The sequence below is a fragment of the Sphaerisporangium sp. NPDC051017 genome, assembly GCF_040683095.1.
GTDB lineage: Bacteria > Actinomycetota > Actinomycetes > Streptosporangiales > Streptosporangiaceae > Sphaerisporangium.
In genome coordinates, this window is record NZ_JBFBCI010000059.1 from 1 (window position 1) to 20,113 (window position 20,113).

The window sequence follows — 20,113 nt, forward strand, 5'->3', positions numbered from 1 at the left end:
CAGCAGGTTCCACAGCGCGCGAGCGGTGTGCGCCTGACCGTCCAGCACCGCCGCCTGGGCCACGCTCAACTCCAGGCGGGCCACATGCGCCCGCGTCCGCTTTACCGTCCCCACACCGTGATCGTATCGTTTCGTTGCGTCACCGGGATGGAAAACGAACCCCGACGTCCAGTTGGGGCGCCATGTTGTCTGCAATCTTCACGCGCACTTGGTGTTCGTCACCAAGTATCGGCGGGGGGTGTTCAAAAACGAGATGCCGGCCCGCTGCGAGGAGATCATGCGGGAGGTGTGCGCGGACTTCGAGGTCGAGTTGCGTTGAGTTCAACGGCGAACACGACCATGTCCATCTGCTGATCCACCACCCGCCGAAGGTCGCCCTGTCCAAACTGGTCAACAGTCTCAAGGGCGTCTCGGCACGGCTCTTGGGCAAGGAGTACGCCGCGCATGTCCGCAAGTATGTGTGGGGTGGACACTTCTGGTCCGGGTCCTACTTCGCCGGATCGGTCGGCGGTGCACCGCTCGCGGTACTCACGCAGTACATCGAGCAGCAGCAACGCCCACTGTGACCTGCGGGTGAAGGCACGCTCGCGCCCTAGCGGGCACTCCCGCGCGGGCCTTCACCCCCGGCCTGAAGGCCGGAGCACTGGCCCGCATTTCGGTAGACAGTGCCCTGGGACGCCGCCGCCTCGCCCGCCGCCCCTCGGACACGCGGACCCCGCGCGGTCGTGGCCCTCTACGACGCTGCCGTCAGAGCGACGCCCGGCGCCCACTGGCCTCATCGCGGCGCAGCAGCGCGTCCCCGCCCGGCCCCGAGGAACCGATTCAGGAGTGGCAAGCGCGGTGCCACGCGCCCCGCCCTCGCGATCTTGCTGAAGTTCTACACGCAGTACGGCCGTTTCCCGCGTGGCCGCTCGGAGCTGCCCGACCAGGTCGTCGAGCACGTGGCCAAGCGGGTTCAGGTTCCCGCCTCGGAGCTCGGCTTCTACGAGTGGTCCGGCTCCACGATCGAATACAACCGCAATCAGATCCGCACGCAACTCGGCTTTCGCGCCTGCACGACCGCCGACGCGAGGAAGGTGACGGTGTGGCTCGCCGAGGTCGAAGGGGTCGAGGTCGGCGACCACGTGTTCGGCGAAGGCTCGAGCACCTATGCCGAGTTCTCCGTGCTGTCGGCCTGGGCCCGTATGCCCGAAGGTCTGACGTTCGAAGAGGCGGCCGGGTACCCCTCCGTGGTGGAGACCGCACTGCACATCATCCGCCAGGTCGGTGTGCAGTCCGGGCAGACGCTGCTGGTCAGCGGTGCGTCCGGGGGAGTCGGATCGGCGGTGCTGCAGATCGCCCGCGACCGCGGCATTACGGTGATCGGCACGGCTGGGGCCGCGAACCAGGACTATCTGCGTAGCCTGGGTGCCGTCGCCACGACGTACGGCGAGGGCTGGGTCGAGCGGGTGCGGCAGCTCGGCCATGTCGACGCAGCTTTCGATCTGGCCGGCTCGGGCGTGATCCGGGAGCTCATCGAGCTGACCGGTGATCTCCATCGCCGATCTCGGTGTGCCGGAGCTCGGGGTCTGATTCTCCGGCGTGGCCGGGAGTGTGCCGGAAGCGCTCGCCAAGGCCGTCGGCCTCATCTCGCGGGGAAAGCTCCACATCCCGGTCGAGAAGTCGTACCCGCTCGCCGAGGCCGCGGCGGCGCACATCGACAGCCATGCCGGTCACGCGCGCGGGCGCCGGGTCGTGGTCATCTGAGCCTGATCCTGCGCAGTCGCACGGCCCGGCAAGCTGGATTCCTTGGCGGTGGTGAGCGTGCGTCCCGTCGCCGAGCCCGCCGGGCAGGGATGGCTGCAGGTCTTCGAGCTGGTGCTCGCAGCATGCGGTTCGCGCAATGACCGACGTGGTTGGGTTGCCCGGCTGATCAAGGGTTTCGCCAGTGGCCGGGCGATCATCGTCGCCCTCGTCTCGGAGCCGACCTGATCCGGGTGCTGAACGTGATCGCCGGGATCGGCGCGGTGTTTCATAGGTGGTCGCCTGTGAAACAGGCGATCATCCGGCGGTCCATCTCGGAGAAGATCTCCACCCGCGCCACCCAGCGCCTCGATACGTCGAGCGCTTGAGCGCCGCGACCCCACGGATGACGGTGGGGCCGATGTTCGAAGGTCCCGTACGCCTGGCGGTCATCCCGCCCTTTTCCACAGCAGCATGACTGCTGCGAGACCGGGGATCAAAGGAAGGACCTGAAGCCAGCCCAGCAGCGGCGCAAGACCGACTTCACCGTTGGTGTCCTGGACAGTCACGGCCGCGATCGCGATGCAGACCGCGATCGCGAACATGCCGGATGCCAGCGGGCGGGCCCAGCCTTTGCCGGCGCGGGCGGCCCAGACGGTGCCGAGCCAGCCGAGGAGTCCCAGTACTCCTACGACGGACAGGATCACCGTGTACGCGGTGACGGCGGCGTTGATCTCCCCCAGCCCGTAAGCCGGGTAACCCGCGTGGATGTGGTCGGCCAAGCCGGCCCGGTCAATGAACGCGAAGAGGGTAGCGATCACCGTGAGTCCGGCGCCGCCGTACATCAGGGCGAGAGCTACTTGCTTGTCTGGTTTCCTTGCCGACCTTGTCATGGCATGAGTCCTTCCATTTGCGTGGAGTGGCGAGGTGTGGCTGACGCTTCTTGCGGCTGGACCGCCTTCTTGGCGAGGCGGTACTGGCGCGCCTCGCGGCGCAGTTCGCCTAGCCTTCGCTGGACGATCTTGTGCTTGAACTCGGGGATCGCGACCGCGTCCATCAGACCAGATTCTTACAGCGTAAGTTTGTCATGCCCCCACTATGCTTACGACGTAGGAATCGCCGATGTGAGAAAGGCCACAATGTCCTCGAAGCGCGCCCGCGGCCAGAACGCTGGGCTGACCCGCCAGGCCATCCTTCAGGCGGCTCTGGCGCTGGCCGAGCGCGAAGGGCTGAAGGCGTTGTCGATGCGCCGCATCGGCCAAGAACTCGGGGTCGAGGCCATGTCTCTTTACCAGCACGTCGCCAGCAAGGACGCGCTGCTGGACGGGCTGGTCGAGCAGCTCTTCACGCAGGCCGCGCCGCCGCCGGCCGTGGCGGCCTCATGGCAGGAGTGCCTGCGCGAGTACGCCTACTCGCTGCTGCGCGTCCTGATCGCGCACCCGAACATCATCCCCCTGGTGGTCAGTCGGCCCGCGATCACCCCGCAGAACCTGCACCTCATGGAGGACGCGCTCCAAATGCTGCACACTGCGGGATTGCCGCTGGAGCGGGCATTGGACATGCTGTACGCCGTGACGGGTTTCGTCGTCGGCCACGTCGCCATCCTGGCCGCCGGCGGGCGTGCCCGGCACACGCCGGCCAACCGGATGCAGGCGATACCCGATCTGGACCTGCGGGAGACCCCACTCCTCGCCGAGGCCACACGAACCCGGCGTTCCTCCGGGACGGACCCCCGCTTCGGCTTCGCGCTCGAGGCTATGCTGCGCGGCTTCGACACACGTTGACCCGTCCGGACGAACCCGGGCTCCGTCACGCCGATTCCCCGGATCACGCGGTCAGGCGGCACGCTGAGGTTGATGTTCGTCACTGCGGCCGGGCGAGATATGCGACGGTCGACCTGGACGCCACTATTCCTCGCCGCGCGATCGTGCCTGTATTACATGCCAAGCGATGATCTCCCGCGAGTGGTTGCCGAGTCGCCGTAGGACTCGGCGTTAACGTCGGCAGCAGCGCGCCGCTTCTGGTCGCGATGACCACCGCGTGCCGGGCCGTCAACGTGACCGGGACGCCGTCGTCGACGGTCACCTCGACCACGCCCGGGGACACGATCCGGCCCTGGCCACGGTGCAGAGCGATCGCGGGCCGAATCGAGCCAACCGACTTGACCGTCGTCCTTCCAGTGCGAGGCGAAGGAATCCCGCCGGCCCAGCACCGCGGCCGCGTCGAGACCACCGGTCACCGCCTCGCGCGCACCCGGCAACTGACGCGCCACCCGCAACGCCGCCGCGCTGCGCAGCAACGCCTTGGTCGGCATGCGGGCCCAGTAGGAGCATTCCCCGCCGACGAGCTCGCGCTCGACGACGGCGGCGCCCAGCCCACCCTGCACCACCCGGTCGGCGACGTTCTCCCCGACCGGGCCGGCCCAATGACGACGACGTCGTACGTTTTGCCGTCCATGTCAGTTCCCCTTCGCGGCACGGCCGAGGCGGAAGGCCGAGACGAGGAAGAAGATGCCGCCGGGAATGGCATAGCCGGCCGCATTGATCAACGTCGGGTTGGCCGCGGAGGCGCCGACGATGAACGACGCACCAGCGAGTACGGAGACACCGCCGCTGATGATCATCGGCCACTGGCCGCCCATCTTGCGGCGGGTGACACCCACGATCAGCTGGACCAGCCCGGCCACCACCGCCCAGGCGCCCCACACGCGCAGCACCGCCGGGATGCCGGACGCGCAGTTGGGTGGTGCTGCGCCGCCGGTGGGTACCGGCCATCGGGCACGAGCGCCGTCACTCCTGCGTCAGGCGGCGGTCTTCTCGCGGGGCTGTTCGTGATCAGGGCTCGGGTGGGGTCGCCAGGAGGCCGAGCGGGATGGGGGCGGCGATCGGCCGCTCGGCGAAGGCCCGCAGGTCCGCCTCGCCGACGGGCCGCCGGCCGGCCCGCGCGGTCATGCACGCGGTGGCGAAGCCGCACACGCGGCCCTGGCACCAGCCCATGCCGGGACGGGCGAGCAGCTTGACGGTGCGCGGCTCGGTCGCCCCCAGCTCCGCGACGGCATGCCGGATGGCGCCGGCGGTCACCTCCTCGCACCGGCAGACGATCGTCTCGTCGTCGCACCCGTCGATCAGCGTCTCGGGGACCGGGTAGACCTGGTGCATGGCCGCGGCGAACGCGCGCAGGGCCGCGCGGCGCTTGCGCAGCGCCCCGGCGGGCCGACGGGGCGCCGCGGCGAGTGACGCGGCGGCGGCGTGCCCGGCGAGCTCGCCCTCGATGAAGGCGAGGTCGGCGCCGCCGACGCCCGTCGACTCGCCGGCCGCCCACACTCCCTCCACGCTGGTCCGCTGGTCGTCGTCGACCCGCACCACCAGGCTGGAGTCCACATCGACCCGGGTGGCGCAGCCGAGCTGGAGGTGCAGTTCGAGCTGCGGGGTGAATCCCCAGCCGACGGCGAGCACGTCGCAGGGGATGACCCGCTCGGTGCCCGTGAGCACCCGCCCGTCCCCGCCCATCCTGGCGACGCGCACGCCCTCCAGCCGGTCGCGTCCGAAGGCGCCGATCACCACGTGCCGGTGCCGTATCGGGATGCGGTGGCGCAGCAGGGCGGCGGCGTATTCGGCGGCCTCGCCGACCTTGCGCGACGCGCCGAGCACCGCCCGGGGGAAGCGGGCGAAGGCCAGCGGCGAGTTCGCCTCGGCGACGGCCGCGACCCGCGCGCCGTAGCGTGCCAGGCCGACGGCCACGGGCAGCAGGAACGGGCCGGTCCCGGCGACGACCGCGGTCGCGCCCGCGACGACGAGCTGGCCTTTGAGCAGCGCCTGCGCCCCGCCTGCCGTCATCACGCCCGGCAGGTCCCAGCCAGGGAACGGCAGCTGCCTGTCGTAGGCCCCGGTGGCCAGGACCAGCCGCCGCGCCCTGATCACGACGTCCCGGCGGGCGTCGCCGCGGCGGGGCTCGGCGCCGACCGCGCAGTGCGCCGACCACAGGGCTTCGGTCCGCTCGACGGACCAGACGTGATGCTCGGCGAGACGGGTCACTCGCCCCGCCGCGGCCAGTTCGTCCAGCCTGGCGTCGGCCGAGGTGAAGCGGTGCCATGCGTGGTGCAGGGTGTGCGGCCGGAACGCGCCCGCGCCGGGGGCGGGCGAGCGCCAGTACTGCCCGCCGGGGCGCACGCCCGCGTCGGCGATCGCCACGGTGACCCCGGACTCCGCGGCCGCCAGCGCCGCCGCGAGGCCGGCCGGGCCGGCGCCGACGACCGCGACATCGTAGACAGGGGATTTCATCGCCCGGTTCCTTCCTGCGTGCGCACCTCATCGCCCGGGCGGGCGGGGGTGAGGCACGCCCGCAGCGAGGGCTGCCCGTCCACGGTCACAAGACAGTCGAAGCAGACGCCGATGCCGCAGAACAGGCCGCGTGGCCGCTGCCGGTGCCGGGTCGTCCGCCATGACCGGATCCCGGCCGCGGTCAGTGCCGCGCCGATCGTCCAGCCGTCCCTGCACGGGATCGGCTCGCCGTCGAAGTAGATCTCGAACTGGGGCGGAGTGGTCACGCGGCGGCCTCCGTGCCGAATCTGTCCGGGCGGAACGGGCGGGTGTCGATGTCGGGCGTGCCGCCGGTCAGCGCCTGGGTGACCAGGCGGGCGGTGCCGAGGGACAGGCCGATTCCCGCGCCCTCGTGCCCGCAGGCGTGGTGCAGGCCGGGGGCCCGGGGGTCGGGCCCGATCACCGGGAGGTGGTCGGGGCAGTAGGGCCGGAAGCCGCGGTAGGCGCGCAGTACCGCGACGCCGTCGAGCACGGGGAACAGCCGCAGGGCTCCGGCGGCGAGCAGCCTGAGCGCGGGCAGGGAGAACGCGCGGTCGAAGCCGACGCGTTCCCTGCTGGCGCCGATGAGCACGGTGCCCGCCTTGGTGCCCTCGACGACGGCCGATGTCTGCAGGGCCGCGGAGTCGCTCGCCACGTCGGCGATGTAGTCCGCGAAGTACACCTTGCGCCGGATCATCGGCGGCAGGGGCTCGGTGACCAGGACGAACCCGCGCCGTGGTGCGACGGGAACCGGCACCCCGGCCAGGGCGGCGAGCTCGCCCGCCCAGGTTCCCGTCGCGTTGAGCACGGCGCCGGCCGGGATCTCCCGGCGGGGTGTGCGCACGCCCGTGACGCGTTCGCCGTCGCGCAGGAACCCGGTCACCGGCTCGTGCGGCAGCACGGTGGCGCCGGACGCGCGCGCCATCCTGAGCAGGTGCGCGGCGGCGAGCATCGGCTGGACCTGCATGTCCTGGGGGTACAGGTAGCCGCCGGCGAGGTCGTGGGCCAGGTGCGGCTCGTGGTCGTGCAGCCGCCTCGCCGGTACGGCGACGGCCTGGACGCCGGCTGAGCGCTGCTCGGCCGCCAGCCGGCCGAGCCCGTCCAAGGACGCCTGACGGGAGGCGACCACGAGCCCGCCCTTGTGCTCGAGTTCGACCGCGGCGGCGAAGGTCTCACCGTCCAGTGGCAGGCCGGCGAGCTCGCGCCACTCGCGGTTGGACAGCAGGGCCAGGTCGAGTTCCGGTCCGGGTTCCTTGTCGGAGACGAGGATGTTGCCCTCGCCCGCTCCTGTGGTGCCGCCGGCGATCGGGCCGCGGTCCACGACGGTCACCGACAGGCCCTCGCGGGCGGCGTAGTACGCGCAGGCCGCTCCCACGATTCCGGCGCCGGCGACGACGAGGTCCGCGCTCACGCCCGCTCCGCCTGGGGAGACGCCGGGTGATGAGGTGAAGCGTTCATGAACCTGCTCCTGCTGTTACTCGACTGGCCGGAGTCGTTGACGGGGCAGTTGTAGTGTGACATTGTACTGCGCACTCGGTCGAGGGGCCCGAGAAAACAATCCGCGATCCACCGAGATCGTCGACATCTCCACCCTTGCGAGGTGCCTGTGCCAGGAACCCCACTTCTCCGCATCCGCGCCGCCGCCGTCGCGGCGGCCGCGCTGACCCTTTCCCTGTCGGCCTGCAGCTCCGACGTCACCGCCTCGCAGGAGGCCGGCCCGAGCGCTGGCGGCCAGGCCGGGCACACCGGCCCGGTACGGATAGCGCTGCTGGCCTCCTCCAGCCAGAACGGCTTCAACAAGGCCGTCTATGACGGCGCCGTCGCGGAGGCCAAGCAACTCGGCGACGTCGAGGTGACCATCTTCGACGGCAAGTTCGACAGCCAGACCCAGTTCAACCAGCTACAGAACGTGGCGAGCCAGAACAAGTTCGACGGCATCGTCATCGTGCCCAACGACAACGTCGGCATCGCGGCGGCGGTCCCCGCGGCGGCCCAGGCGAAGATCCCGGTCGTCACGGTGCTGTTCCCCATCGGTCCCGACCTGACCAAGCTGACCCCCCAGGTGCCCGGCATCGTGTCCACCGTCGCCTCGGACGCGGAGGCCGACGCCAAGGCCCAGGCCGAGGACGTGGTCAAGTACTGCGAGGGCAAGAGCCCCTGCAAGGTCGCGCTCCTGATCGGCCAGCTGCAGTTCCCGTTCGACAACCTGCGGTACAAGGCCTACCGGTCGGTCCTCGACCAGCACGCCAACATCAAGGTCGTCGCGACCGGCCAGGGCAACTACGACCGCGACACCTCGCTCAAGGCGATGCAGAACATCCTGCAGGCGAACCCGAAGCTCGACGTCGTGCTGTCGAACGCCGACCAGCAGACCACCGGCGCGCAGATCGCGCTGGAGAGCGCCGGGGTGGACCTGTCGAAGATGTACGTCTCCGGCGGCGGCGGCAACACCGAGGCCATCAAGCAGGTACGGGCGGGCAAGTGGGCCGCCGACCTGGTGAACTTCCCGGTCAGCATGGGCAAGGTCGCGCTCGAGCAGGTGGTGAACGCGGTCAAGGGCAAGCCGGTGACCGCGGTCGTCGACGCCGACAAGCTCGGCGACGTGCCGCTCATCGTCAACAAGGAGATCCTCGACCAGCACCCCGACTTCACCGGCGAATGGTCCGACTGATCCGGCATGGAAGGAGGTGAGGGCGTGGCCGCGGCACGGCATGCGGGAGACGTCCAGTTCGCGGAACCGGCGGTCTCCGTACGGAATCTCTCCAAGCGGTTCGGGTCCACGCAGGCCCTGAGCGCGGTCACGCTGTCGATCGCCAGGGGCGAGGTGCACGGCCTGGTCGGCGAGAACGGCGCGGGCAAGTCGACCCTGGGCAAGGTGATCGGCGGCCTCTACCACCCCGACGACGGCGAGCTGGAGGTGTTCGGCGGACGGGTGCGGCGCTGGGACGTCCGGCGCGCCCAGGACGCCGGCGTCGTCATCATCGCGCAGGAGCTGTCCCTGGTACCCGCGCTCACCGTCGCGCAGAACGTCTTCCTCGGACGTGAGAGGCGGACGCTCGGCGTGCTCCATCCGGGGCTGGAACGGCGCTACCAGGAGCTCGAGCGGGTGTGCGGGTTCGGACTGCCACCCGACGTGCCCGTCGACAGTCTGCCGATCGCCGACCAGCAGAAGGTCGAGATCATGCGCGCGCTCGCCCGCGACGCCAAGGTCATCGTGATGGACGAGCCCACCTCGTCCCTCACCGCCGACGAGGCGGCCCGGCTGCACGACATCATCGCCCGGCTGAGGTCGCGCGGCACCACGATCGTCTACGTCACCCACTTCCTGGAGGACGTGCTCGAGCACTGCGACCGCGTCACCGTGATGCGCGACGGCCAGGTCATCCGCACGGCGGACACGGCGAGCGAGACCAAGGCGAGCCTCGTCGAGGCCATGCTCGGAGAGCCCGCCGACGTGCTGCTGCCCGAACGGCCGCCGGCCCCCGGCCCGGACACCGAGCCCCTGGCGGAGATGCGCGACGTGCACAGCGGAGATCGGGTGCGCGGCGTGTCGCTGACGGTCAGGCCCGGTGAGATCGTCGGTCTCGCCGGGCTGGTCGGCAGCGGCAGGACCGAGATCGCCAGGGTGCTGTTCGGCTGCGAACCCGCCGACTCGGGACGCATCGTGTTCCGGGGCGCCGAGGTGCGCGGGGCATCGGCCAGAGGCTCGATCGAGCGCGGCATGGCGATGATCCCGGAGGACCGGCGGGCGCAGGGTCTCGTCCTGGCGCGGCCCGCGCTCGAGAACGTGACCCTGCCCCACCTGCGGCGGTTCTCCAAGGCCGGGGTGCTCGCCCGCCGCGCCGAGCGCAGCGCGGTCGAGGAGCTCATCGAACAGCTCGGGGTGCGCCCGCGCCAGGTCGACGGCGACGTCTCGGTCTACTCGGGCGGCAACCAGCAGAAGGTGCTGTTCGCCAAATGGCTGCTCGGCCGGCCCGAGCTGCTGATCCTCGACGAGCCGACGCGCGGCGTCGACGTCGGCGCCAAGGCCCGCATCTACCAGCTCATCGTCGGCATCGCCCGCTCGGGTACGGGCGTCCTGCTCATCTCCTCGGAACTGCAGGAGGTGGTGGGGCTGAGCCACCGCGTCTACCTGGTGCGGCAGGGCTCACTGATCGGCGAGATGGCGTCCGCCGACACCTCGGTGGACGTCGTGCTGCAGCGGTTGTTCGGCGTCGGCGACACCCCCACGACCAGCACACCTTCCGGGAACGGGGAGGACGTATGAACAGCATGTCGGCCAAGCAGGACACGCGGGGCGCCGCGGGGGGTCACGCCGCGTCCCCGGCGGCGGGGTCGTGGGCCGCCGGAACGCTGCCCTTCATCCGCAGGAACGCGGTCCTGATCCTGCTCGTGGCCCTGTTCGTGACGCTCAGCGTGTCGACCTCGTCGTTCCTGACCGTCACCAACGTGATCAACATTCTCAACCAGAACACCCCGCTGGCGATCATCGCCTGCGCGGGCACCCTGGTCGTCATCTGCGGCGGCTTCGACCTGTCGACCGGCGCCATCTTCAGCGTCGCGGGGGTCGTCGCGGCGTGGGTCGCGGCCAACGTGGGCAGCCCGCTGCTCGGCCTGCTGTCCGCGCCCGTCGTCGGCGCGGTCCTCGGCCTGGTCAACGGGGTGGCGATCACCCGGCTCAGGATCCACTCGTTCCTGGCGACGCTGGCCTCGAGCCTCGTCTACGGCGGCCTGGCCGTGCTCATCACCGGAGGCTTCCTGATCAGCGTCGGCGACGTCTCCTTCACCGCGCTCGGCCGGGGCGGCGTCGGCCCCATCTACTACGCCGTCATCATCTTCGCCGTGTTCGCGCTGGTCTCGGGGTTCCTGCTGAACTACACGACCTTCGGCAGGTACGTGCTGTCGGTCGGCGGCAACTCGGAAGCGGCCGAGCTGTCCGGCATCCGGGTCGACCGGATCAAGCTGTACACCTTCCTCTACAGCGGGCTGGCGGCCGGGATCGCCGCGGCCATCGGCGTGTCCCGCATCGGCTCCGGCCAGCCCCAGGCGGGAAGCGGGCTGCAACTGCTCGCCATCGCCGCGGTCATCCTCGGCGGCACCAGCATCTACGGCGGCATAGGCGCGATCTGGCGATCCGTCTGCGGCGTCTACCTGCTGGCCCTCATCGACAACGGGTTCGACATCCTCAACGCCAACCCGTTCTTCAAAGATCTGACGACCGGTGTCGTCATCCTCGCCGCCGTGGCCCTGAGCGCGGCGAAGAAGGGCAGATGAACCGGGAACGGCCCCCGGCCCCCGGATCGAGCCTTTCGCAATCAACGATGGGAGCGACTATGCAAGCGCGGCAGAAGCCCTGGCACGGCGTGCTGGTGGCCACGGCGCTACCGATGGACGAGCGGCTCGAGGTCGACCTCGACCGCTACGCCGAGCACGTACGGTGGCTCGCCGCCGAGGGATGCGACGGCGTGACACCGAACGGGTCACTCGGGGAGTACCAGACCCTGACCGACGACGAACGCCGGGCGGTCGTCCGCGTGGCCCTCGACGCAGCCCCCGACGGTTTCACCGTGATGCCGGGCGTCGCCGCGTACGGCGCGTTCGAGGCGCGGCGGTGGGCCGAGGAGGCGGCCGAGGCCGGCTGCCCCGCAGTGATGCTGCTGCCGCCCAACGCCTACCGGGCCGACGAGCGCGCCGTCGTCGGCCATTACCGGGAGGTCGCCAAGGCCGGCCTTCCCGTCGTCGCCTACAACAACCCCATCGACACCAAGGTCGACCTCAGCCCCGCCCTGCTGGCCCACCTGCACGCCGAGGGGCTGATCGTGGGGGTCAAGGAGTTCTCCGGGGACGTCCGGCGCGTCTACCAGATCGCCGAGCTCGCCCCGGGACTCGACGTCCTGGCCGGCTCCGACGACGTCACCCTGGAAATGGTGATCGCCGGCTCGCCCGGGTGGATCTCCGGATACCCCAACGCGCTGCCGCGCTCCTGCGTGGAGCTGTTCAACGCGGCCGCGGCCGGCGACCTGGCCACGGCGCTCCCGCTGTACCGGACGCTGCACCCCCTGCTGCGCTGGGACTCCAAGGTCGAGTTCGTGCAGGCCATCAAGCTGTCGATGGACATCGCCGGCCGGTACGGCGGGCCGTGCAGGCCCCCGCGCCTGCCCCTCACCGAGGAGCAGCATCAGGCCGTACGGGAGGCCACCGAGAAAGCGGTGGCGGCGGGATGCAGATAACGCCATGCGCGTACCGGAATCCATGCCGCCGCCAGGCGTGATCGCTCCCATAATGTCGGCAGAGCCCGGGGAATTCTCGTGCCGGTCGAGGAAGGTGCGCCATGGCGGAGTCGTTGGAGTTGCCGACCCTGCGCGTGCAGCGCAGCGTGCGCGCGCAGGTCGCGCAGGCACTGCGCGCGGCGCTCGTGGCCGGTCAGATGCGACCCGGCGAGATCTACTCCGCGCCGACCCTCGCCGCTCAGCTCGGCGTGTCGGCCACACCGGTACGGGAGGCGATGCTCGACCTGGTCAAGGAGGGCCTCGTCGAGACGGTGCGCAACAAGGGCTTCCGGGCGACCGAGCTGTCCGAGAAGGAGCTCGACCATCTCACCGAGATACGGCAGCTCCTCGAGGTGCCGACGACCGTGAAGGTGATCGGCGTCGCCACCGAGGAGGACCTGGCCAGGCTGCGGCCGATGGCCCAGCGCATCGTCGACGCGGCACGGAAGATGGACCTGATCGCCTACATCGAGCACGACCGGGACTTCCATCTGGAGCTTCTGTCGCTGACGGGCAACACCGAGCTGGTGTCGCTGGTGGGCGAGCTACGGGCCCGCGCCCGGCTGTTCGGGCTCACGCGGCTCGCGCAGACCGGGGAGCTGCACACCTCGGCCCTGGAGCACATGCGGATGCTCGACCTCATCGCGGCGGTCGACCGGCATGGCCTGGAACGGCTGATGGACGCGCACATCGGTCACGTGCGCGGCAAGTGGGCGGGCAGGGAGGAACGGCCCCCGGGCGCCTGACCACGCTCCTCGTCCCCTCCCATCCGGTGGCCGGTCGAACACCGGCCGGCGGGCCGTCATGCCGGCGTGCTCCGGTATCCGGCGGGCACACGCGCTCGGGCACTGCTCGCATCCGGCGCGCGCCGCTGCGCCGTGTGTCGCTGCGCCATGAGTCGAAGCGCCGTGTGCCGCGACCGGTCGCCTATTCGCCCCCATCGAACGGAGGAAGCCCGTTGCTCGCCCTGTCGGCTCTCGTCCTTCCCGACCGCGACCCACCCGCCGCCTTCGTCGCCGACGTCCAGAACGCCGAGGCCGCGGGCGTGCGCACGGTATGGACCTACGACCACCTGACCTGGCCGGCGCTCAGGGAACGGCCCTGGTACGCCGCCGTACCCATGCTGGCCGCGGCGGCGGCCGCCACCGGCCGCGTGCGGTTGGGCACCCAGGTGGCGACTCCGAACTACCGGCATCCGGTCACCTTCGCCAAGGACATCATGACGCTCGACCGGATCAGCGGCGGCCGGCTCGACATCGGCGTCGGCGCGGGCAGCGAGGGCCCGGACGCCCTCGTCCTCGGCGACCCGCCGCGCGACCGCGGCGAACGCGCCGAGCGGTTCGCCGAGTGGCTCGGCCTGCTCGACCATCTGCTCACCCACCGGGTGACCACTCTCAAGGGGACGTGGTTCAGCGCCGTCGACGCCCACCAGATCCCCGGCTGCGTCCAGCGGCCCCGCGTGCCGCTGACCGTGGCCGCCGCCGGCCCGCGCGCCCTGCGCCTGGCCGCGCGTTTCGGCCAGGCCTGGGTCACCTACGGCCCCTACCGGCAGCAGGACGACCCCGAATCCTGGTTTCAGGCCGTCGGCGAGCAGAGCGCGGCGCTGACCCGGGAACTCCAGGCCGCCGGCAGAGCGGCGACATCCGTGCGGCGCGTAGCCCAGATCGCTCTCGATGTGCGATGGCCGTTCGAGAGCGCAGGCAGGTACGCCGATTTCCTCGGCCGCCTGTCGGCGATGGGATTCGACGAGGTCACCGTGCACTGGCCGCGTGGCGACGACGGGCGCGGGCTGCCGGCCGAGAGCCTCGGGGCGATTCTCGCCGCACACGGGCTGTGACCCCTGGCCGGTGGCCGTTGACCGCCACTCCCCCACCCCCCGCCCCACTTCGTACTCCCAGACAGGAAGGCTTGAAAGCACGATGAGCACAACGAGCAGGCTGGCGATCGACGTCGGAGGGACGTTCACGGACGTGGTCGAACTGCTCCCCGACACCGGCGAGCTGCGCTTCGACAAGGTCCCCACCACGCCGGACGCCCCGACCCGCGGTGTCATCAACGCCTTCGGCGTGGCGCGGGCGGCCATGCCGGAGATCGGGATGTTCACCCACGGCACGACTCTGGGGCTCAACGCCCTGCTCACGCGCACCGGGGCGCGGACGGCGGTCATCGGCACCAAGGGCTTCCGCGACGTCTACCTGCTCGGCCGTACCGACCGCCGCACCAACTACGACATCACCTACCGCAAGCCGGCGGCGCTGCTCGAACGGTACGACACCTACGAGGTGACCGAACGCGTCCGGTTCGACGGCACTGTGCACACGCCGTTCGACGTCGAGGACGCGCGTCGCGTCGCGGCGCTCATCGCCGCGCGCGGCTACCAGTCGGTCGCGGTGGCCTTCCTGCACTCCTACGCCGCCCCGGAGCACGAACTGCGGATGCGCGAGGTGCTCGAGGAGACGGCGCCCGGCGTGGCCGTCACGCTGTCGCACGAGCTTTCCCGGGAGTACCGCGAGTACGAGCGCACGAGCACGGCCGTCCTGGACGCCTACGTCAAGCCGATCGTCCACCGCTACCTGCGGAGCCTCGAGGGAGAGCTCGCCGCGGGCGGATTCGACGGCCGCTTCCTCATGACCAGGTCCGGCGGGGGCGCGATGACCGCACGGGCGGCCCGCGAGCAGCCGGTCAGCCTGATCCTGTCCGGGCCCGCCGGCGGCGTGATCGGCGCGGCCGCGCTGTCGCGGCTCCTGGACCGGCCGAACCTCATCACGATCGACATGGGCGGGACCAGCCTCGACGCGTCCCTGATCCTCGACTCCGAGCCCGTCCTGTACCAGGGCGCGGAGTTCGAGCAGATGCCCATCAACACCCCGTCGCTGTACATCCACACCATCGGCGCGGGTGGCGGCTCGATCGCCTGGCTGGACGAGGCGGGCGCCCTGCAGGTCGGACCGCAGAGCGCCGGGGCCGCGCCCGGGCCGGCGTCGTACGGCAGGGGCGGCACCGCGCCCACGTTCACCGACGCCGCGCTGGCCATCGGCTACCTGGGCGGCGAGACCCCGCTCGGTGGCAGGCTGACCCTGGACGCCTCCCTCGCCGACAAGGCGCTGCAGCCGGTCGCCGCCGCGCTCGGAATGAGCGTCCAAGGGCTCGCCCGCGGCATCATCCGCATCTCCAACACCAAGATCATGGGCGCCGTGCGCGCCATCACCGTCGAACTCGGCCGAGACCCCAAGGACTTCGCCCTGCTGTCGTTCGGCGGGGGCGGCGGCCTGGTCGCCGTCGACGTGGCGCGCGACCTCGGCATCCCCACCGTCATCGTGCCGCCCGGCCAGGGAGCCTTCTCGGCCTTCGGGATGCTGATGGCCGACGTGCAGCACGACTTCGCCCGCACCCTGGTGTCGCCGCTGGCCGGGCTCGATCCCGCGGCCGTGGACGCGTCGTACCGCGAGATGGAGGCCGAGGCGCAGGCGCTGCTGTCGGACGAGGGGTTCGGCGAGGGGAGCCGGACGATGGTCCGCAGCCTCGACGTGCGCTACGCGGGCCAGGAGCACTCGGTCACCGTGCCGTTCCCCACGGACGCCGCCGACGCCGACGCCGCCGACATGGCCGGGGCGGTGGAGACGAGCTTCGCCCGGCTGCACGAGCGGCAGTACGGCCACGTCATGGACGACCCGATCGAGGTCACCACGCTGCGGCTGCGCGCGGTGGGCGCGGTGGACAAGCCGGCCCTCCCGCCGGTCGCCGCGCGGACGTCCGGGGAGCTGCGACCGGAGGGCGCCAGGGCCGTGTACCTGTCCGACGACCGGCCCGATGCGCCGTACGCCCTCTACACCCGCGAGGCCCTGCTCGCCGGCGACGTCATCGAAGGCCCCGCGGTGATCGCCGAGCACACCGCCACGACGGTCCTGCACGCCGGCGACGGCCTCGTGGTCGGCTCGTACGGCGAGCTGGTCATTTCCGTGAACCACCAGACCGAACCAGGAGACCGGGAGGTCATCCGATGAGCGACGCCATCACGACAGAGATCATCCGGCACGGGCTGCTCGCCGCGGCGGAGGAGATGGCCCGCAACCTGTGCCGCACGGCGTACAACACGGTCGTCTACGAGATCCACGACTACGGCATCGGCATCCACGACGTCGACGGCGACGTCGTGGCCGACGCGCCCGGCATCGCCGTGTTCACCCGGGGCAACGACCACGGGATCAAGAAGGCGATCGAGTTCCTCGGCCGCGACGCGATGCGGCCGGGCGACGTGCTCATCCTGAACTATCCGTACTGGTCGTCGGCGCACACCCTCGACCCGCTCGTGTTCGCGCCCGTGCACCACGGGGAGGAGCTCATCGGCTTCACCTCGTGCCGGATCCACGTGCTGGACCTGAAGCAGAAGGACCCGGGATACGTCCTGGACTCCACGGACATGTACCAGGAGGGGATCTTCTTCCCGGCCACCAAGCTCTACCGGGAGGGAGTGCAGAACGACGACGTCTTCAACCTGATCCGGTTCAACAGCCGGATGCCGCAGCGCACGATCGGCGACATCCAGGCGCAGGTGTCGGCCTGCGTCACCGGTGTCCGCCGTACCCAGGAGATCGCGGCCAAGTACGGCCCGGAGGTCCTTCTGCGGGCCATGAACGCGATCAACGACCATGGGGAGCGGCTCGCCCGCCTGGCGCTGGCCAAGCTGCCCAGAGGGACGTGGTCGGCGCACGACTTCGTCGACAGCGACGGCGTCGACCTGGACCGGTTGATCAAGATGGCGGTGACCGTCACCATCACCGACGACGAGATGATCGTCGACTGGACCGGCAGCGACCGCGACGTGAAGGGGCCGATCAACCTGCCCCTCGGCCAGACCGAGGCGTTCTGCAGCCTCATATTCAAGGCGCTCACCACCCCGGACACGCCCGTGGTCGCCGGCAACTTCCGGCCCCTGCGGGTGGTCACCGAGCCGGGCTCGGTGATGCACGCGGTCCCGCCGATGCCCACGTTCACGCTCTGGACGGGCCTGCTCGGCGGCGAGGTCGTGCTGAAGGCGCTCGCGCAGGGCATGCCCGGCCGCGTGCCCGCCTGCTCCGGCGGCGACGTCAGCTCGATGATGGGCCTCGGCGTCAACCCCCGCAACGGCGAAACGTGGCTCGAAGCCACCAACGAGGCGGTCGGATTCGGCGCCCACGCCGGCGGCGACGGCGAGGACGGCATCATGCACCTGTCCGAGCCCGGATGCCGCAACAACCCGGTCGAGGTGCTCGAGACCAAGTCGCCGATGTTCATCGAGGCCTACGGCTACCGCCAGGACACGGGCGGGGCCGGACGCTTCCGCGGCGGGGTCGGGGTGGGACGCACCTACCGGTTCACCGCGCCGTCCACCGGCATCTGCCTCGTCTACAAGACCAAGACCAAACCCTGGGGCGTCGCCGGGGGACGGCCGGGCGAGAACAACCACATCATCCTCAACCCCGGCACCGACCGCGAGGTGACGCAGGGCGGCGGCTACAACCACCTGGACGCCGGCGAGGTGCTGGTCAACAACACCGGCGGCGGCGGAGGCTACGGCGACCCGTTCGAGCGCGAGCCCGCCCAGGTCGCCCACGACGTGCGAAACGATTTCGTGTCGGTGTCCGCCGCCGCCCGCGACTACGGCGTCGTGGTCGGCCCCGGCACCTTCGAAGTCGACCACGAGGCCACCCGGCGGCTGCGCGAGGGGCAGCGGCCGGCATGACCGCGGGCAGCCTGACCATCGTCAACGCCGTGGTCTTCGACGGCGTCTCGGGCGAGCTCACCGAGGGCCCGATCCGTGTCAGCGACGGAATCATCGTGGAGATCGGCGGCCCCCACAGGACCGCCGGCACGGTGATCGACGCCAGAGGCGGCACGGTCGTCCCCGGTCTCATCGACGCGCACTTCCACGCCTACGGCACCGAGCTGGACCTGCTCGCGCTGGAGACCAGCCCGCTCAGCTACGTCGCGCTCGCCGGGGCCCGGCGGCTGGCCGCAGCCCTTGGACGCGGGTTCACGACGGTGCGCGACGTGGCCGGGGGGGACCCCGGCCTGGCCAAGGCCATCGCCCATGGCCTGATCGCCGCGCCGCGCTACCTGTACACCGGCCCGGCGCTCTCGCAGACGGGCGGGCACGGCGACCCCCGCCCGGGCGACCAGGACCTGTGCGCGTGCGGAGGCCACATGGCCGAGATCGTGGACGGTGTGGACGCGCTCCGCCGCGCCGTACGCGACCGCTTCCGGCGCGGCGCGCACGCCATCAAGATCATGGCTTCCGGCGGGGTGGTCTCGCTCACCGATCCGATCCGCCTCCCGCAGTACTCCCCTGAGGAGATCCGCGCGGTCTGCGACGAGGCGAGCCGCCGCGGTGGCTATGTCGCGGCGCACGCCTACTCGCCCGAGGCCATCGCCCACGCCGTGGAGAACGGCGTCCGCACGATCGAGCACGGCAACCTGCTGGACGCCCCCACGGCCGGCCTGATGGCCGGGCACGAGGCGTTCCTGGTGCCGACGCTCGCGGCCTACGACGCCATGGACAGGCGGGGAGCCGAGCTGGGTCTGGCCCCCGTGTCCCAGGAGAAGAACCGCGAGGTGCTGGACGCGGGCCGCCGGGCGATCGAGCTCGCCAGGGCCGCCGGTGTGCGGATCGGCTTCGGCAGCGACCTGATGGGCGTGCTCGAGGACGAGCAGCTCACCGGGCTCCGGCTACAGGTCGAGGTCGAGGGGCCGGTGGCGGCGCTCCGCTCCGCGACGTCCGTGAACGCCGAGATCATCGGGCGTCCCGACCTCGGTCGCGTCGAGGTCGGGGCCACCGCCGACCTGCTGATCCTCGACGGGAACCCGTTCGACGATCCGCCGGTCCTGTGGGCGGGGCCCGGGAACAGGACCGTCATCCAGAACGGACGCGTCCACGCCGGCTGACTGCGCGGGGTCGCCTGCCCGGCGACGGTGAAGATCGTGCCGTCGCAGCAGCAGGACGATCCCGGCCGCCACCACCGCCAGGGCCGCCCCGGCGGTCCAGGCGCTGTGCCGCAGCGCGGGCGGCGCCTGCTGGAGGAGCACGAACGCGCCCATCGCGAGCACGAACCAGCCGAACGCCTTGCGCAGCCGGTCGGCGTTGAGCCGGCCGGCGAAGGCGCCGCCGACCAGTCCGCCGGCCACCGCCGCCGCGGTCACCGGCAGTGCCAGCGACCAGTCGACGGGCGTGCTCGCCAGGTATCCGGCCAGGCCGGCCAGGGACTTCATGGCGATGACGAGCAGCGAGGTGCCCACCGCCACCCCCATGGGCAGGCCGCCGAGCAGGACCAGCGCGGGCACCACGAGAAACCCGCCGCCCGCGCCGACGAGCCCGGTCACCAGGCCCACGCCGACCCCGTCGGCGATGACCTGCGGGACGGGCAGTTCGCGGCGCGGGGACCTGGCGGCCGGCATGCGGCGGTCGCGGATCATGGCGACGGCGGTGGCGAGCATCATGGTCGCGAAGGCCGCCATGAGCAGCGCCTCGGGCATGTGCGGGCCGATCAGCCCGCCGACGTACGCGCCCGCCATGCCGGCCGCGCCGAAGATCAGCCCGGTGCGCCAGCGGATGCGTGCGGCCCTGGCGTGACCGAGGGAGGCGACGGCGCTGGTGACCGCCACGACGAACAGCGACATGGCGATGGCCTGCTTGGCCGGCACGCCGGCGAGGTAGACCAGCACCGGCACGGTGAGGATGGACCCTCCGCCGCCGAACAGGCCCAGCGCCACCCCGATCAGGACGGCCGCGGCGAGGGTCAGGACGAACATCGATACTCCGGGGGGTATGCACAGGTCATGAAAGGCCCC

18 protein-coding genes and 3 pseudogenes are annotated in these 20,113 nt (G+C 71.3%); 14 read left to right on the plus strand and 7 right to left on the minus strand.

Going from position 1 to position 20,113, the window contains the following annotated elements:
* Positions 1-172 precede the first annotated feature (172 nt).
* From tnpA to AB0M95_RS32835, 4 genes and pseudogenes are all read left to right on the plus strand, one after another.
* Positions 173-566 (plus strand): annotated as a pseudogene (tnpA, locus tag AB0M95_RS32820) (IS200/IS605 family transposase).
* 159 nt (positions 567-725) lie between these two features.
* Positions 726-1,746 (plus strand): annotated as a pseudogene (locus AB0M95_RS32825) (DUF4158 domain-containing protein).
* 42 nt (positions 1,747-1,788) lie between these two features.
* A complete protein-coding gene (locus AB0M95_RS32830; RefSeq protein WP_363773085.1) occupies positions 1,789-1,971 on the plus strand; it encodes a hypothetical protein in 183 nt (60 codons plus the stop codon).
* 5 nt (positions 1,972-1,976) lie between these two features.
* Positions 1,977-2,111, plus strand: coding sequence for a hypothetical protein (locus tag AB0M95_RS32835; RefSeq protein WP_363773088.1), 135 nt, complete (start codon positions 1,977-1,979; stop codon positions 2,109-2,111).
* A 60-nt stretch (positions 2,112-2,171) separates the two neighbouring features.
* Here the strand turns inward: AB0M95_RS32835 and AB0M95_RS32840 are convergent, their stop codons facing one another.
* Positions 2,172-2,789 carry a DUF6264 family protein gene (locus AB0M95_RS32840; protein WP_363773210.1) on the minus strand — a complete coding sequence of 206 codons (618 nt, stop codon included), beginning with the start codon at positions 2,787-2,789 and terminating at the stop codon, positions 2,172-2,174.
* Between the two features lie 72 nt (positions 2,790-2,861).
* On the opposite strand from AB0M95_RS32840, the gene AB0M95_RS32845 reads away from it, so the two are divergent.
* Complete coding sequence (locus AB0M95_RS32845) at positions 2,862-3,506, plus strand: TetR/AcrR family transcriptional regulator C-terminal domain-containing protein (protein WP_363773090.1); 645 nt, start codon at positions 2,862-2,864, stop codon at positions 3,504-3,506.
* A gap of 152 nt (positions 3,507-3,658) precedes the next feature.
* On the opposite strand, the gene AB0M95_RS32850 is transcribed toward AB0M95_RS32845, so the two are convergent.
* From AB0M95_RS32850 to AB0M95_RS32870, 5 genes are all read right to left on the minus strand, one after another.
* Positions 3,659-4,111, minus strand: coding sequence for a hypothetical protein (locus tag AB0M95_RS32850; protein WP_363773093.1), 453 nt, complete (start codon positions 4,109-4,111; stop codon positions 3,659-3,661).
* A 69-nt stretch (positions 4,112-4,180) separates the two neighbouring features.
* Entirely contained in the window at positions 4,181-4,438 is a 258-nt protein-coding gene (locus AB0M95_RS32855) for a DUF308 domain-containing protein (RefSeq protein ID WP_363773096.1), read from the minus strand.
* A gap of 118 nt (positions 4,439-4,556) precedes the next feature.
* Positions 4,557-6,002: an NAD(P)/FAD-dependent oxidoreductase gene (locus AB0M95_RS32860; RefSeq protein WP_363773098.1), complete on the minus strand. Its 1,446-nt coding sequence runs from the start codon at positions 6,000-6,002 to the stop codon at positions 4,557-4,559.
* Positions 5,999-6,268: a (2Fe-2S)-binding protein gene (locus AB0M95_RS32865; protein WP_363773101.1), complete on the minus strand. Its 270-nt coding sequence runs from the start codon at positions 6,266-6,268 to the stop codon at positions 5,999-6,001. The genes AB0M95_RS32860 and AB0M95_RS32865 overlap by 4 nt, the downstream gene beginning before the upstream one ends.
* A complete protein-coding gene (locus AB0M95_RS32870) occupies positions 6,265-7,431 on the minus strand; it encodes an FAD-binding oxidoreductase (protein ID WP_363773104.1) in 1,167 nt (388 codons plus the stop codon). The genes AB0M95_RS32865 and AB0M95_RS32870 overlap by 4 nt, the downstream gene beginning before the upstream one ends.
* Before the next feature lie 189 nt (positions 7,432-7,620).
* Here AB0M95_RS32870 and AB0M95_RS32875 point away from each other — a divergent pair, with 189 nt between their 5' ends.
* The 9 genes from AB0M95_RS32875 (at position 7,621) to AB0M95_RS32915 (ending at position 19,210) form a co-directional block, all read left to right on the plus strand.
* Entirely contained in the window at positions 7,621-8,691 is a 1,071-nt protein-coding gene (locus AB0M95_RS32875; protein ID WP_363773106.1) for a sugar ABC transporter substrate-binding protein, read from the plus strand.
* 24 nt (positions 8,692-8,715) lie between these two features.
* On the plus strand, positions 8,716-10,287 hold the full coding sequence (locus AB0M95_RS32880; protein ID WP_363773108.1) for a sugar ABC transporter ATP-binding protein: 1,572 nt from the start codon (positions 8,716-8,718) through the stop codon (positions 10,285-10,287).
* Positions 10,284-11,294, plus strand: coding sequence for an ABC transporter permease (locus AB0M95_RS32885; RefSeq protein ID WP_363773111.1), 1,011 nt, complete (start codon positions 10,284-10,286; stop codon positions 11,292-11,294). The genes AB0M95_RS32880 and AB0M95_RS32885 overlap by 4 nt, the downstream gene beginning before the upstream one ends.
* 59 nt (positions 11,295-11,353) lie before the next feature.
* Positions 11,354-12,250, plus strand: a complete 897-nt coding sequence (locus AB0M95_RS32890) for a dihydrodipicolinate synthase family protein (protein ID WP_363773114.1) — start codon at positions 11,354-11,356, stop codon at positions 12,248-12,250.
* Between the two features lie 101 nt (positions 12,251-12,351).
* On the plus strand, positions 12,352-13,035 hold the full coding sequence (locus AB0M95_RS32895) for a GntR family transcriptional regulator (RefSeq protein WP_363773117.1): 684 nt from the start codon (positions 12,352-12,354) through the stop codon (positions 13,033-13,035).
* A 212-nt stretch (positions 13,036-13,247) separates the two neighbouring features.
* A complete protein-coding gene (locus tag AB0M95_RS32900; protein ID WP_363773120.1) occupies positions 13,248-14,126 on the plus strand; it encodes an LLM class flavin-dependent oxidoreductase in 879 nt (292 codons plus the stop codon).
* A gap of 82 nt (positions 14,127-14,208) precedes the next feature.
* The gene (locus AB0M95_RS32905) at positions 14,209-16,293 is read left to right on the plus strand and encodes a hydantoinase/oxoprolinase family protein (RefSeq protein ID WP_363773122.1); all 2,085 of its coding nucleotides are present in this window, start codon (positions 14,209-14,211) and stop codon (positions 16,291-16,293) included.
* Positions 16,290-18,011 carry a hydantoinase B/oxoprolinase family protein gene (locus AB0M95_RS32910; protein WP_363773125.1) on the plus strand — a complete coding sequence of 574 codons (1,722 nt, stop codon included), beginning with the start codon at positions 16,290-16,292 and terminating at the stop codon, positions 18,009-18,011. The genes AB0M95_RS32905 and AB0M95_RS32910 overlap by 4 nt, the downstream gene beginning before the upstream one ends.
* Positions 18,008-19,210: an amidohydrolase family protein gene (locus tag AB0M95_RS32915; RefSeq protein WP_363773128.1), complete on the plus strand. Its 1,203-nt coding sequence runs from the start codon at positions 18,008-18,010 to the stop codon at positions 19,208-19,210. The genes AB0M95_RS32910 and AB0M95_RS32915 overlap by 4 nt, the downstream gene beginning before the upstream one ends.
* A 153-nt stretch (positions 19,211-19,363) precedes the next feature.
* Here the strand turns inward: AB0M95_RS32915 and AB0M95_RS32920 are convergent.
* Positions 19,364-20,074: pseudogene (locus AB0M95_RS32920) on the minus strand (sulfite exporter TauE/SafE family protein); the annotation flags it as partial.
* Positions 20,075-20,113: the final 39 nt, after the last annotated feature.